The organism is Nonomuraea sp. NPDC004186, from assembly GCF_053603495.1.
In genome coordinates this window covers 64,893-77,635 of sequence record NZ_JBSGFQ010000032.1, presented here as the reverse complement: position 1 = coordinate 77,635, position 12,743 = coordinate 64,893, and the positions used below count along the sequence as shown (strand labels likewise).

Below are 12,743 nucleotides of genomic sequence, written 5' to 3'. Positions count from 1 at the left end.
CGGCCTCGACCGTGATGTCACCGGTGATGTCCCAGCCGTCGATGACCTTGCCGTCCTCCTTGATGACGATCGAGCCGGTCTTGCGGACCAGCTCGGTGCCCTCGGGGACGCCCGTGTTCCCGGGCCCGGGCCAGCCACCGCTCGGCGGCGGTGCGGTCGTCGGCGGTGCGGTCGTCGGCGTCTTCGTCGGAGTCGGAGTGGGAGTGGGAGTGGGAGTACCGGGAGACGTCTTCGTCGGAGTAGGAGTACCGGGAAGCGTCCCGGTGGGAGTCGGCGTCGGCGTCCTGGTGGGAGTCGGGGTCCGGGTCGGGGTGGGGGTCCGGGTCGGGGTCGGCGTCACCGTCGGAGTTGGAGTCGGCGTCCGGGTCGACGTCACCGTCGGAGTCGAGGTCGGAGTCGAGGTCGGCGTGGGCGTCGCAGGAGCAGGAGGAGGAGTAGGCGTCCTGGTCCTCGTAGGCTGAGGCGTCGGTGAGGAGATCAGGGTCGGCGTCTTGATCGGCGTCGAGGTCGGAGTCGCGGAATCGCCGGGCTCCGGCGTCTCGGTCGGCCTGCGCGTCGGCCGCGAGGTCGGCTTCTTGGTAGGCCACCGGGGCCACCACCAATGCCCCTTGGTCTTCCGTGGCCGCGGGCTCTCCGTGGTGGGTCGCGGCCGGGACTTCTGACCGGCGGCAGCCCGCGGTGAGACCGAAGCCCGTGCTCCCCCGCTCGCGTCCGTCAGGGCCGCCTGAGGCTTCAGCACATCAGAGGCGATGACGCCGTATCCGCCCGCCAGCACCGCCACGGCGGAGACACCGGCCAGGGATAACCACCCGGTCCGCCTCTTACTTCGCGTACTCCGCCGATGCCTTGACACAGGTGACTCCTTCCGATCACGGCCATATCGAGTCCCCAAGGGGAGAGAGTAGCCATGCCGGAAGCACTAAGAGGGGCTTTTTGCCGAAAAAGGACTCCTTTACCCCTCAATTCCCAGAAAGCTCAGCTTTCTCAATGATGATCAAAAAGCATGTTATCCCGGACTTACCGCCCCACCGTTTTCCCAGGTGTTACTGTGCCACGTATTTCCGGGCCCGTCCTTATCCCAATAAGAAACCGGCCCGGCAGACCCGCCCTTCGGCCACACCCTGCGGCTGAAGACGTTGCCGATCACCTTGATGTTCGACGAGGTGCCCTTGGCCCCGGCGCCCGCGTAGAGCGACCAGCCGCCCCCGGCCAGCAGGTTGCCCTCCACCGTCACGTTCTTGACCACGCCGAAGTCCTGGAACAGCGCGATCGCGCCCGTCTGGTCCAGCGTGTTGATCACCGTGTTGCGCCGGATGATCAGCTCGGTCCCGGCGGCGGGCGGCCCGGTCGACATGATCATGTCGGTGTGGTCGCCGGAGTAGTACTTCGGGTCGTGCACGTACGAGTCCTCGACCAGGCCCTGCTGGGTCAGGATGCCGTTGGAGATCGTGTGGATGTCCACCCGGCGCACCGTGATCATCTTGCCCTGGTTGAGGATGCCGAACTGGGTCCGCTCCTTGCCGTTGCCGAAGATCTCGCTGTCCTCGACCTTCAGCCCGGTGCGCCCCTCGCGCTGGAGGATCCCCCACCAGCCCTTGGTGCCGCGGACGCGCGTGTTGCGGATGGTCACGTCGTCGGCCTCGACCGTGATGTAGCCGGTCACCTCGACGCCGTCGATGACCGTGCCGTTCTTGGTCACCCGGATGGACCCGGATTCGCGCAGCGGCACGCCGCTGGGCACACCCGTGTTGTCCGGTCCCGGCCAGCTCCGCTCGGCCGGGTTCAGCGGCGGGGCCGAGGCGGACGTGGTCGGGGTCGTGGCGAGCGACTGGGTGGCGAGCGGCTTGTCCTGGGCGCCGCCGTTCTGGCACCCGCTCAGCAGCACGACCAGGCCCAGGCCGAGACACCAGCCTATGGCGGACGACCTCACTAGGCGTTGGGCTTCCGGCCGCCGACGAGGTCGGCCAGCGCCGGTGGCGTCCAGCGCTTGGCGACCTGGCGCAGGTTGCTCTTCCACGCCTCGCCGGGCCGCTGCTTGAACAGCGTGGTGTGCTCGTCGGTGGCCTCTTCCTCGGGCCGGCCGTTGGAGTAGTAGTACAGCGCCATCGAGCGCCGCGCCCGGTCCGGGGGGCAGGTCAGCGGGTCCGGGTGCCCGTGGTTGGCGTCGTCGGTCGTGGCGAACACCACGAACCGGTTGAAGAGCGGGAGGATCTTGCCCTCGCACTCGGTCATGTCCTTGTTCCACAGCTGCAGGTGCCCGCCATAGCTCTCCTCCCAGTCCTTGTTGAGGTAGAGCAGGCCGTTGAGCCGGCGGTCGAGGTTGAGCTTCCGGCTCTTGTTGAAGTCGGCGTGCACCTTGAGGAAGCCGCCCGGCCGGATCTGGTGCAGGCCGCCGCCCTCGAAGTGCGGGTCGGAGACGAGCTGCGTGATGCCGGTCAACCGCTCGAGGAACTGGACGAACACCCCACTGTTGAACTCCGCCAGCAGGTGCCGGGTGGCCGGCCCCATGCGCTCGGTGTCGGCCAGCGCCAGCTTCACCTCGCGCGCGGTGTCGAACCGCTGCCAGGTGGCGTCCCGCGGCTCGGGGAACTCGTCGAGGACGGGCTCCAGCACCTCGGGCGGCAGGAAGTCGTCGATGACCACGTGGCGGAACGGCGAGGCCGTACGGAACTGCTCGGAATACTTGTCCGCCAGCGGGAAGAGGTCATCCCGGCGGAAGGTGAAAGCCTGCAGATCCTGCATGAAATGTGTCTCCGTCTCTACGACACCGCGGCCCCTACCTCGTCATCGCCTCAGCCGTGTCAGCTGTTACCTGTAACGCTCCATTGCTGGGGTGCGATGGGGACATGTGAAGCCCGGCTGCCCCCGAGTCGCGATCGTGATCGTGACCTACAACAGCGCTCCGGTCCTCGGCGGTTGCCTGGCCTCTCTGCCCGAGGGCGCCGATGGGGTGGATCTCGCCGCCGTCGTCGTGGCGGACAACGCCTCCAAGGACGACTCGCTCCGCATCGCCGAACAGGCCGTCGGCCTGCCCATGCGTCCCGTGCCAGTGGGCAGGAACGCCGGGTACGCGGCGGCGATCAACGCCGGCATCGCGGCGCTCGACCTCCACGAGCTCGACGCGATCTTCGTGATGAACCCCGACTGCCGCCTTCGCCCCGGTTCGCTGGCCGTGCTGAGCGAGGCCCTCGGGCGTCCGGGCACCGGCATCGCCGTCCCCCGGCTGATCAGCACCGAGGGCGTGCTCCACCATTCGCTCCGCCGCACGCCGGCCGTACGCCGCGCGCTGGCCGAGGCGGTGCTCGGCGGGCACCTGGCGGGCCGCGTCGGCGCACTGGGCGAGATGATCGTCGATCCCGGCCGCTACGAGCGGCCGGGCCCTGCCGACTGGGCCACCGGGGCCGCCATGCTCATCTCCGTCGCGGCGCTCACCGAGGTCGGCCCGTGGGACGAGTCCTTCCTGCTGTACAGCGAGGAGACCGAGTACGCGCTGCGGGCCGCGGACGGGGGCTGGAGCCTCTGGTACGAGCCCGCCGCCGTGGTCGAGCACATCGGCGGCGAGGCGAAGACCAGCCCGATGCTGGCCGCGCTGCTCACGGTCAACCGCGTGCGGCTGTTCCGGCAGCGCCGGGGCAGGATCGCGAGCGCGGGCTTCTATCTCGCGGTCCTGCTCGGCGAGGCCATGCGGGCCGCCGCGGGCCGCCGCACGGCCAGAGCGTCGGTCGTGGCCCTCCTGCGGCCCTCCCGCCGGTTGCGGACCCTACCTGGATGAGTTGCGTTGCGGGCCCTACCTGGATGAGAGGAACACCATGAGAGTCGAGCACCTGGAGCTCGAAGGCGTGCTGCTGTTCGTGCCGGCGCCCAGCCACGACGATCGGGGCTTCTTCACCAGGACCTTCGACGCCGTGATCGCCGCCGAGCACGGGCTGGACCACACCGCGTTCGTCCAGGACAGCCAGTCGCGCTCGCGCCTGGGCACGATCAGGGGGATGCACGGCCGCTCGGGCCGGGGCGAGGCCAAGCTGGTACGGGCCGCGCACGGCGCGGTGCTCGACATCCTGGTGGACGCGCGCCCGGCGTCGCCGACGTTCGGCTCCCACATCACCGTCCGGCTCGACGACGTGTCGTTCGCGCACCTCTACGTGCCGCCGGGCATCCTGCACGGCTACCAGGCGCTGACCGAGCACGCCGACGTCTGCTACCGCATCGACAGGGAGCACGACCCCGCCGAGGACCTGGCTGTCCGCTACGACGACCCCGACCTCGCGCTGCCCTGGCCGTTGCCGGTCACCGCGATCAGCGAGCGCGACAGGTCGGCGGGCTCCTGGAAGGAGCTCAGGACCATCTTGTCCGCCTGATCCCGCCGCTCGAACCGCAGCAGCGCTCCCGCCGCGCCGACCAGCAGGAACATCACGCTGGTGATGCCGGGGAAGGAGAGCAGGTCGAAGGTGGCCGCCCCCAGCAGCGGGATCACCAGGCAGGCGGCGATGGTCAGGCCCAGGTTGCGTACGTTCGGATCGGAGCTCAACCGGCGGACCCAGAGGGCCACGACGATCCCGCACCCGATCACGCCGACGAACCCCAGCACGCCGAGCACCCCGGTCTCGACCAGTGACAGCAGGTACTGGTTGTCGAACACCTGATGCTTGAACGGGTACCAGGTGCCGAGCCCGCGGCCGAAGACCGGGCTCTTGTCGAACTCCCGCATCGCGAACGGGTAGTCGTGGGTGCGGTAGATGATGCTGCTGTCCTCGCCGGCGCCGGCGAACAGGTTGTAGAACGTTCCGATCAGGCCCGGCGCCAGGACCTTCATGAAGCCCAGGAACACCACGAACGCGCCGATGGTGACGATCCGGCGCCGGTTGGACCAGCCGAGCAGGAGGATCAGCCCCGCCCCCGCCAGGCCGAGCACGGCGGTCCTGGAGACCGAGAACATCAGGCCGGCCGCGATGATGACGGCGCAGATCCACCAGCGGGTCGCGGCCTCGCCGCGGCTGCGCGCCTGGAAGCCGAGATGCGCGGCCAGCGGCAGCAGCATCGCCGACACCGCGCCGAACTCGATCGGGTGCCCGAGCGTGCCGGCGACGCGGCGCAGGTCCGACCGGGAGATCACGGTGGGCACCTCCTCGACGGAGGAGTGGCGCAGCCCGGGGATCTGCATGTACTTGGTGAGGTCGAAGTCGAGCCTGAACTGCAGCAGGGCGACGATCGCCGCGAACGTGCCGCCGATCACGACCGCCTTGAGCACGAAGTCGAGGCGCTCGCGGCTGTCGATGCCGTCGCAGACCATCAGCAGCAGGCTCACGTAGCCCGCGTAGAGCACGAACGTGTGGTCGGAGAGGTTGAGCTCGTCGGACGGCAGGTACAGGTAGGTCGTGTACCCGTAGATCGCCAGCAGGAGCATGCCGTACACGAAGATCGAGGTGCGGACCGGGTTGCCGCCCTTGGCCACGCCGGTCGTACTGATCATCTGGGCGCACACCCACACCACGCCCAGCACCAGAGCCATGATCTCGGCGGGCGTGAGCGACAGCGGAAGCCCGGCCACCGCCAGGCGGGCCGGCAGCATCAGCAGGACCACGACGAAGAAGCAGACCAGCGTGGCGCCGTCGGCGCGCCGGAGCGGCCGCTGGGCCAGGTTGGCCCCGGTCATCCTTCGCGTCCAGCCAGCGACCGCGTTCCGTTGCTCGCGACGGGCTCGTAGAGTCCGAGCTCGGGCGGCGTCGGGCGACGGCGGGCCCGGCGATGGCGGGCGAAGCTCTCGGCCGCGAAGGCGGCGAACAGGCTCATGAAGAACGCCAGCGCCCCGGTGACCACCGCGCTGCGCATCCGGCTGCCCTTCTTCTCGTCGGGTTGGGTGGGCGGCACCACGACGGTGGCGCTCACGTAGGTGGTGGGCGGCGCCTTGACCTGCTGCTGCCGGGCGCGCAGCTCCTGCTGGGCCAGCTGGGTGACCTTCACGACGATGCCGTGGGCCAGCTCGGCGCTCGGCGCCTCGCAGGTGATGACGATGAAGGGGGTCGCCGGCATCATCTCGGGGTTGGTGCCGCCGCTGGTGATCTTGAGCGTGATGTCGCCGCCGATCGGCGCGCCGACCTTGGCGACCGCCTCAGGGGTGTTCAGCGCCTGGATGAGTATGGACGAGGTCATGCTCAACCCCTGGTCGAAGGAGACCAGGGGGTTGGTGCGGGGGTTGGGGAACCTGGGGTCGCTCGGCACGCTGCCGCCGGTGACCGGCAGGGTGAGGACGAGCGCCGAGCTGGAGATGAAGGTCTTGGGCGCCACGGCGAAGACGCCGACGGCTCCCACGACCGTGAGCAGGAAGGCCGGAATCGTCACGTACCACCGCTTGAACAGAACGGTCACCGTCGCCCAGAAGTCCATGCGCGGGCCTCATCCCTCGCCGTTGTCCTGGGTCGCCTTGCCGGGCCAGGGCACGGGCGAGAGAGGCTCCCCCCGGTAGATGGGGAACTCCATGGTGCTGGAGCTGTCCTCGTCGAGCTCCGCCCGCTCGACGGGCTCGTCCACCTGCGCCGCCACCGGCTCCGGCTCCGGCGCCTGCGCCGTCACGGGAGTGACCACCGGGACCGCCAAGGGTGCCGCCAGGGGTACCGCCGGGGGTAGCGGGGGCTCCGGCTGCTTCAGCTGCTTGGGCGCGCGCCTGGTCACCACGCCGTAGGCGATGCCGAGGCCCAGGAGCAGGCAGAGCACGGCGCCGCCGAGCGCTCCCTGCCAGTTCACGCTGTGGTCGGCCTCGGGCGTGGACGGCGGCACGATGTCGGTGGAGGTGATGAAGGTGTTCGGCGGAGCGCCGAGCGCCTTCTGCCATTTGAACAGCTCGGTCGCCACGCGCTCGCGCGCCGCCATCAGCACGGCCGTGGCCTGCCGAGGAGACTCGCTGTCGACCCTGATGTAGATGTAGGGCCCGTTGATGTCCAGGACGTTGGGGTTGGAGCGCCCGTCGTCGATCGTGATCTCCGTCGGGCCGTCCTTGGGCGCGCCGAGCTGCGTCCAGACGTCCTGCGTGTTCATCGACAGGATGACGATGCTCGCCCCGGTCTTCAGCGCGTCGTTGAAGGAGAGGAACGGGTTGGTGAGCCCCTGCTTGGTCTTGTCGGAGGGGACGGTGCCCCCGTTCACCGGCGTGGCCAGCACGAGGGAGACATCGGTCGTGTAGTGCGCCGGAATGACCGTGTACACCACAACGCCCACCAGGATCGAAAGACAGATCAGTGGCGGGCCAATGAGAAGTCGGCGGAGAAGACCAAGGATCGTCTTCCAGAACTCCATTTTGGTACGTTCCCCCGCATCAGCAATGCTTGCTCTATAGCGGACCATCGCCCATTCGCGGCCAGACGTTACATCTCCGTAGAACGGTTACACCGCGCGTAGTCGCAGCGATAGACCTACCGACTACGGCGACGGGGGCTTCGGTGGGGATGACGGTAGAGCGTCCGGCGACGCGGCGCAGGCTGACCGGGCTCGACGGCTTACGGGGGCTGGCGGCGTTGTTCGTCGTCCTTCACCATTGCTGGCTCCTGTCCTTCCCCGGGTTCCCGGTCAACGACGCGCCCTGGTGGACGGGATGGCTGCTCTACGGCCACTTCGCGGTCGTGGTGTTCATCGTCCTGTCCGGCTTCTCGCTGGCGATCTCGCCCGCCCGGTCCGGCTGGCAGCTCGGCGGCATCCCCACGTTCCTCAACCGCCGCGCCTGGCGCATCCTGCCGCCCTACTGGGCGGCGCTGGCGTTCAGCCTGGTGATCGCGTGGACGGTCATCCCGCAGCCCGGGCAGCAGACGCCCACCGGGCAGTCGGCCCTCATCTACGGGCTCCTTCTGCAGGACGTCTTCGGCTCCCCCAGCCCCAACGGGGCCCTGTGGTCGATCGCCGTCGAGGCGCAGCTCTACCTGGCGTTCCCGCTGATGCTGCTGGTCCTGCGCAAGATGGGCGCGGCGGTGATGCTCGGCGCGGTGACCCTGATCGTCGTGGCGGTGGGGGCGCTGGCGCCCTCCGTGCCGGCCGTGGACCTGCTGATGCGGCTGACGCCGCAGTTCGCCGTGCTGTTCGCCGTGGGCGCGGTCTGCGCCGGCGTCGTGCGCGCGCAGGAGCGTACGGAGCGCCTGCCCTGGCACTGGTTCGCGGCCGGCGCCGCGGTCCCGGTGCTCCTGCTGATCGTGGTCGCCGGGCCGGTCTGGGTGGTCGCGAACTTCTTCTGGGTGGATCTGGCGGTCGGCCCGGCCGCCGGGTTGTTGCTGACGGGTGTGGCGACGGGCAGGCCGGTCTGGCTCGTACGGCTGCTCGACACGCGTCCGCTCCGGCGGCTGGGCTCCTTCTCCTACAGCCTCTACCTGATCCACTCACCGCTCGTCGTCATGATCAACCGGCTGGTCGTCGCCCCGCACGTGCCACCGGGCATGCCGACCTTTCTCCTCACGCTCGCCCTGGCAGTGCCGGTGAGCGTGGGGACGGCGTGGTTGTTCGCCTCGGTCTTCGAGTTGCCCTTCCAACGGCACCGGAGCTGGAGGGGCCTGCGCGACGCCGTACGCGCGCGGTTCGTCAGGTGAGCTTGGCCAGCGCCTCGGCCTCGGCCTCGTACTCCGCCGCGAGCTCCTCCGGGATGCGCGTCAGGTCGTCGGCCCGGTAGAAGTCGCGCAGGGTGGTGCCGCGGCAGGTGGCGTCCACGTTGGGCGCCGCCGCGCGGGAGCGGACGTCGTCGATGTGGACGGTGCGGAAGTCGATGCTGAACCGGGTCCTGCCGGAGGTGTTGGTGACGGTCGAGTGCAGGTGCGCCCCGGAGAAGAGCAGCATGCCGCCCGGCTCCGGCACCAGCCGGAGCTCGGTTTCGAGGTCGAGCGCCTCCTCCGGCTTGGGCTGCTCCCGCGTGTCGCTGTGGATGTGCTGGGCGGCCGTGGGCCGGCTGACGGCGGTCCACTCCGCGTAGTCGTAGCGGCCGCTGCCGTTGCGCACGGGGCGGTCGAAGTACTGCGGGTGCAGCGCGAAGACGTTCTCCGGGACCACCTCGTAGATCGGGATCCACCAGTTGACCTGGCAGAACGGCGCGGCGTACCAGCAGTCGCGATGAGCGTGGTAGGCGTAGGAGATGCCGGAGTCGAGGTAGTGATCGGCGGTGGAGGTGCGCAGCCTCGGCACGTCGAAGTAGGTCTTGTCCAGCGCCATGCCCAGCTCGTCGAGCAGGGTGACGAGGAGCTTCTTGCTGGTGGGGTGGTGGATGAAGCGCGGCTTGAGGTCCGCGAGCAGTGCCGCGAACTCCTCGACCGGCATCTCGTACTGGGCGGTCTGGGGGTCGCGGCCCTCGAACGCCTCCTCGATCAACTCGCGGGCGAACTCGATCAGCTTGGTCGAGGCAGGCGTCGCCGAGTAGAGGAAGAGGTCTCCCTGGAAGAGCATTTTGCGCCGGACATCATCGTTGATTCGGCTATTTGCCAATAAAACGGACATAGCGAGATTTTCCCCCTCGCGTGGTTCTTTTCCCTTCTCTCGCCTTAGCCCGCATCTTCGTTACAGGGGGTTGGAGGGGTTACAGAGGCAACTGCGTCTGCGTGTCCGGCCTGCCCACGTAGACCGAATAGTCCGGGTGGTCGAAGCGGTGCAGCGCCTGGATGTTGTCGTTCCAGGGGGCCGGAACCGGGCGCTTGTGCCGCAGCCCGTTGATCGGCGCCAGCTTCATCAGCTCGTTGTCCTCGTTGAACTCCCGGATCGCGCTGAGCTCGCCGACATACTCGTTGTGGATGATCTGGTCGTCGTCGCCGACGGTGTCGTCGAGGTAGCAGAACACGCGGGGCAGGAAGTACTTGTGGTCGCCCCCGAACAGCCGCAGCGCCGCCGCGGTCGAGGAGTAGAAGTCCACGTCGATGGAGACGAACCCGATCGGCGCCGGACGCTCGCCGTCCAGGAACTCGCCGACCGTGTCCTCGATGTTGCCCAGGATCAGGGTGGCCTCCCCCAGCCGGGCCCGCAGGGCGTCGACGTCCATGACGAAGTCGCCTTCGCGCCAGATGTAGGGCAGGTCCCGGAAGTCGGTGGGCTTGGGCAGCCCGGCGCCCGTGTCGAAGCCGTAGACGTCGATCTTCACGCCCGACGCGGCCGACGCCAGCGCCGCCATGCGGTTGAGCTCCACCATGCCCGCGCCGCCCGCGACACCGAACTCGACCACGCTGATCCGGCCGACGCCGAGGCGCCTGGCCAGCTCGGCCGCCTGCTGCACGCCGTAGGCGTAGTGCGGCCTCGGGTAGAGGTCGAGCGAGCAGCGCAGCTCGTACGAGCCGAACGGCAGGCGCCGCATGGCGGCCAGCAGGATCCGGCCCGGCTGCATGAGCAGCCGCACGATGCGAATCAACACGAGCAGATCACCCTTTCGAGGAGACGAGTCGGGCGGCCAACCCGGCGAGTTTGCGGCTGCGGTGCGTCAGCATCTGGTGCTGCCGGCGATAGTAGGTACGCAGCAGCACGGCGTGGGCGCGGTTGCGTTGCTCCGTGGACAGCTCCATGAGCCGCACGGCTCGGTACATCGCCCGGAACTGCAGCGTGGTGGCGAAATGCGCGGTCCAGGCCGGCACCCCGAGCGCCGCGGCGATCCCGGGCAGGCGCCGCTCGCGCAGGTTGCGGTGGGCGAGCGTCTCCGGCACGTGACCCCAGGGCGCGGTCAGCGCGAGCATGGTGGCGTAGACCTCGTCCTCGCGGATCATCAGCGGCCGGGGCACGGCGGCCACCTGCTCCCGCCGCATCAGGCCGTAGAGGGGGTCGAGTCCGTGGTGCTGGGTGGTGACGACGTCCCACAGCTCGTCCAGGCGGTCGATGGGGTCGTCGGAGAGCATCCGGGTGCCACGGTAGCGGGGCTGGTGGACCGTCCCGTCCGCCCCGGTGTAGCTGACGTCCGAGGTGACCAGGATGAGCCGCTCATCGGCCAGGAACGGCTCCAGGCTCCGGGAGACGTAGCCCGGTTCGAGCAGGTCGTCGTCGCCCATCCAGCGGAAGAACTCCCCCCGCGCCCGCCGCAGCACCTCCACGAAGTTCCCGACCACGTGCAGGTCACGCGGCTGCCGGTAGTAGGCGATGCGGCCGTCCTGCCTCGCCAGCTCGCGGCAGAGCTCCTCCGTGCCGTCGGTGGAGGCGTTGTCAGAGATCACCACCTCGATCTCGGCGTGGTCCTGGGCGAGCGCCGAGCGTACGGCCGCCTCCAGGCGGTCCGCACCGTTGCGGACCGGTATTCCGATGGACACCAGCATCGCTTCTCCTCGAGGTCATCGCGCGCGGGCGGGAAGCAGCCGCACCAGGCGATCGCTCACAATGTGGAACTGGTCGCGGGTCACCACGACCAGCACGTAGGCCAGCAGGCCGCCGCCGCCCGCCACGATGAGCTGGACCAGGGGGCTCCCCTGGGTCAGCATCGCGAGGCCCAGCATGACGGCCGCGCACACCAGCGCTCCCGCCGCCGGGCGGGCGAGTCCCGGCAGGGCCGGGGCGAGCCGTACCCCGGCCCGCTGCACGGCGAGCACGGCGAGCGGAAGGGCGACGAGCACGGCGGCGGCCGCCTGCCCGATCGCGGCGCCGCGGATGCCGTCGAGATGCGTGCCGACGATGACCGCCGGGATCATCGCCGCCGCGTGCCCGAGGTTCATCCAGACCGTCGAGCGGGTGGCGCCCTGCCCGTTCAGGATGTCGAGGGCGAAGGAGGTGAGCATGCGCACCACCATCAGGACCGCCAGGAACCGCAGCACGCCGGCGGCCAGCTCCCACTTCGGGCCGTAGATGAAGATGATCAGCGGGTGCGCGAGCAGCGCCATGAAGACGGCCAGCGGCAGCACCATGGCGATGAGCAGCGGCACGGTTCGCTGCACGCCGAGCGACAGGGACTCCTCGTCGCGCTCGGCCAGCCGGGAGAAGCCGGCGATCGACACCATGCGGATGGCGCTGCCGATGATGCCGGGCACCCAGCTCGACACGTTGAAGGCCATCAGGTAGAAGCCCAGCCACGCGTCGCCCATGATGTTGCCGACGATGATGTAGCCCACGTTGAGCAGCATGATCTCCAGCGCGATCCCCGCCGCCGAGGGGATGCCGAACCGCAGCAGCTTGGCCGCGATCTGCCGGTCGAACCCGAACCGGTAGGGCAGGCGCGCGTAGAGCAGCATGAAGACGCCGGTGACCACGGCACCCGCGAGCTGCCCCCAGGCGAAGCTGTACGCGCCCGCCCCGTTGACCGCCAGGATGATCGCCACCGGCGCGTTGACCAGGAAGCCGGCGAGGACGGCCTTGGCGTTCTTGCCCGTGCGGAACCAGCGCAACAGGGCCGCGCTGCGCACCGCGGTGACCGCCTCGACGAGGATGACCGCGGTGAGGATGCGCACCACGGACGTGGCCTCCGCGCTGCCCGCCAGCGCCGAGAAGTACGGCGCGCCGACCCAGAAGATCCCGTACAGACCCAGTGCGGAGATCATGGTCAGGGTCGTCGCCGTGGGCGCGATGTCCTCCAGCCGCCCGCGCCACTGCACGACGGCCGACATCACGCCGACGTCCTTGACCACCATGACGAACTGGGTGGCCGCGAGCGCGACGGCGTAGACGCCGAAGTCCGCCGGCGCGAGGAGTCTGGCCAGAATCAGGCCGAGGATGAACGAGCCCGCGCGGGTGACCAGTGTGCCGAGAAAGCTCCACACGGCCCCTCGGCCCGCCTTGCGCCCGATGTCGCTGATGTCCGGGCCCGATTGGTCTGCCATGCCGGC

Annotated in this window: 13 protein-coding genes; 3 read left to right on the top strand and 10 right to left on the bottom strand. The window is 69.4% G+C overall.

Translation table 11 applies throughout. The annotated features are described in order from the left end of the window. Positions 1-17: 17 nt before the first annotated feature. The 3 genes from ACWEPL_RS25565 to ACWEPL_RS25555 form a co-directional block, all read right to left on the bottom strand. Positions 18-587, bottom strand: coding sequence for a hypothetical protein (locus tag ACWEPL_RS25565; protein WP_452437637.1), 570 nt, complete (start codon positions 585-587; stop codon positions 18-20). A 419-nt stretch (positions 588-1,006) separates the two neighbouring features. Further along, a complete protein-coding gene (locus ACWEPL_RS25560; protein ID WP_350733545.1) occupies positions 1,007-1,930 on the bottom strand; it encodes a right-handed parallel beta-helix repeat-containing protein in 924 nt (307 codons plus the stop codon). Further along, positions 1,930-2,742, bottom strand: coding sequence for a 2OG-Fe(II) oxygenase (locus ACWEPL_RS25555; protein ID WP_363981227.1), 813 nt, complete (start codon positions 2,740-2,742; stop codon positions 1,930-1,932). Before ACWEPL_RS25555 ends, ACWEPL_RS25560 begins: the two co-directional genes overlap by 1 nt. Positions 2,743-2,833: 91 nt before the next feature. Here ACWEPL_RS25555 and ACWEPL_RS25550 point away from each other — a divergent pair, with 91 nt between their 5' ends. Then, a complete protein-coding gene (locus tag ACWEPL_RS25550; RefSeq protein WP_452437636.1) occupies positions 2,834-3,772 on the top strand; it encodes a glycosyltransferase family 2 protein in 939 nt (312 codons plus the stop codon). A gap of 37 nt (positions 3,773-3,809) precedes the next feature. Continuing rightward, positions 3,810-4,358 carry a dTDP-4-dehydrorhamnose 3,5-epimerase family protein gene (locus ACWEPL_RS25545; protein ID WP_350733541.1) on the top strand — a complete coding sequence of 183 codons (549 nt, stop codon included), beginning with the start codon at positions 3,810-3,812 and terminating at the stop codon, positions 4,356-4,358. Here the strand turns inward: ACWEPL_RS25545 and ACWEPL_RS25540 are convergent. From ACWEPL_RS25540 to ACWEPL_RS25530, 3 genes are read right to left on the bottom strand one after another with little or no spacing between them, the layout of a single operon-like run. Beyond that, complete coding sequence (locus ACWEPL_RS25540; protein ID WP_350733540.1) at positions 4,247-5,653, bottom strand: O-antigen ligase family protein; 1,407 nt, start codon at positions 5,651-5,653, stop codon at positions 4,247-4,249. The two genes, ACWEPL_RS25545 and ACWEPL_RS25540, sit on opposite strands and share 112 nt — an antisense overlap. Further along, positions 5,650-6,384 carry a hypothetical protein gene (locus ACWEPL_RS25535; protein WP_452437635.1) on the bottom strand — a complete coding sequence of 245 codons (735 nt, stop codon included), beginning with the start codon at positions 6,382-6,384 and terminating at the stop codon, positions 5,650-5,652. Before ACWEPL_RS25535 ends, ACWEPL_RS25540 begins: the two co-directional genes overlap by 4 nt. A gap of 9 nt (positions 6,385-6,393) precedes the next feature. Beyond that, on the bottom strand, positions 6,394-7,203 hold the full coding sequence (locus ACWEPL_RS25530) for a hypothetical protein (protein WP_452437634.1): 810 nt from the start codon (positions 7,201-7,203) through the stop codon (positions 6,394-6,396). 236 nt (positions 7,204-7,439) lie between these two features. Between ACWEPL_RS25530 and ACWEPL_RS25525 the strand changes: the two genes are divergently transcribed. After that, entirely contained in the window at positions 7,440-8,564 is a 1,125-nt protein-coding gene (locus ACWEPL_RS25525) for an acyltransferase family protein (protein ID WP_452437633.1), read from the top strand. On the opposite strand, the gene ACWEPL_RS25520 is transcribed toward ACWEPL_RS25525, so the two are convergent. From ACWEPL_RS25520 to ACWEPL_RS25505, 4 genes are all read right to left on the bottom strand, one after another. Beyond that, complete coding sequence (locus tag ACWEPL_RS25520; protein WP_350733534.1) at positions 8,557-9,408, bottom strand: hypothetical protein; 852 nt, start codon at positions 9,406-9,408, stop codon at positions 8,557-8,559. The genes ACWEPL_RS25525 and ACWEPL_RS25520 overlap by 8 nt on opposite strands. A 130-nt stretch (positions 9,409-9,538) precedes the next feature. Beyond that, entirely contained in the window at positions 9,539-10,360 is an 822-nt protein-coding gene (locus tag ACWEPL_RS25515; protein ID WP_350733533.1) for a hypothetical protein, read from the bottom strand. A gap of 7 nt (positions 10,361-10,367) precedes the next feature. Beyond that, positions 10,368-11,246: a glycosyltransferase family 2 protein gene (locus ACWEPL_RS25510; protein WP_350733531.1), complete on the bottom strand. Its 879-nt coding sequence runs from the start codon at positions 11,244-11,246 to the stop codon at positions 10,368-10,370. 15 nt (positions 11,247-11,261) lie between these two features. After that, the gene (locus ACWEPL_RS25505) at positions 11,262-12,737 is read right to left on the bottom strand and encodes an oligosaccharide flippase family protein (protein WP_363981205.1); all 1,476 of its coding nucleotides are present in this window, start codon (positions 12,735-12,737) and stop codon (positions 11,262-11,264) included. Positions 12,738-12,743: the final 6 nt, after the last annotated feature.

Bases quoted from the DNA above. Each gene is read 5' to 3' on its own strand.
- ACWEPL_RS25555 (WP_363981227.1), bottom strand. From the start codon at position 2,742: ATGCAGGATCTGCAGGCTTTCACCTTCCGCCGGGATGACCTCTTCCCG.
- ACWEPL_RS25545 (WP_350733541.1), top strand. From the start codon at position 3,810: ATGAGAGTCGAGCACCTGGAGCTCGAAGGCGTGCTGCTGTTCGTGCCG.
- ACWEPL_RS25540 (WP_350733540.1), bottom strand. From the start codon at position 5,653: ATGACCGGGGCCAACCTGGCCCAGCGGCCGCTCCGGCGCGCCGACGGC.
- ACWEPL_RS25535 (WP_452437635.1), bottom strand. From the start codon at position 6,384: ATGGACTTCTGGGCGACGGTGACCGTTCTGTTCAAGCGGTGGTACGTG.
- ACWEPL_RS25525 (WP_452437633.1), top strand. From the start codon at position 7,440: ATGACGGTAGAGCGTCCGGCGACGCGGCGCAGGCTGACCGGGCTCGAC.
- ACWEPL_RS25520 (WP_350733534.1), bottom strand. From the start codon at position 9,408: ATGCTCTTCCAGGGAGACCTCTTCCTCTACTCGGCGACGCCTGCCTCG.
- ACWEPL_RS25510 (WP_350733531.1), bottom strand. From the start codon at position 11,246: ATGCTGGTGTCCATCGGAATACCGGTCCGCAACGGTGCGGACCGCCTG.
- ACWEPL_RS25505 (WP_363981205.1), bottom strand. From the start codon at position 12,737: ATGGCAGACCAATCGGGCCCGGACATCAGCGACATCGGGCGCAAGGCG.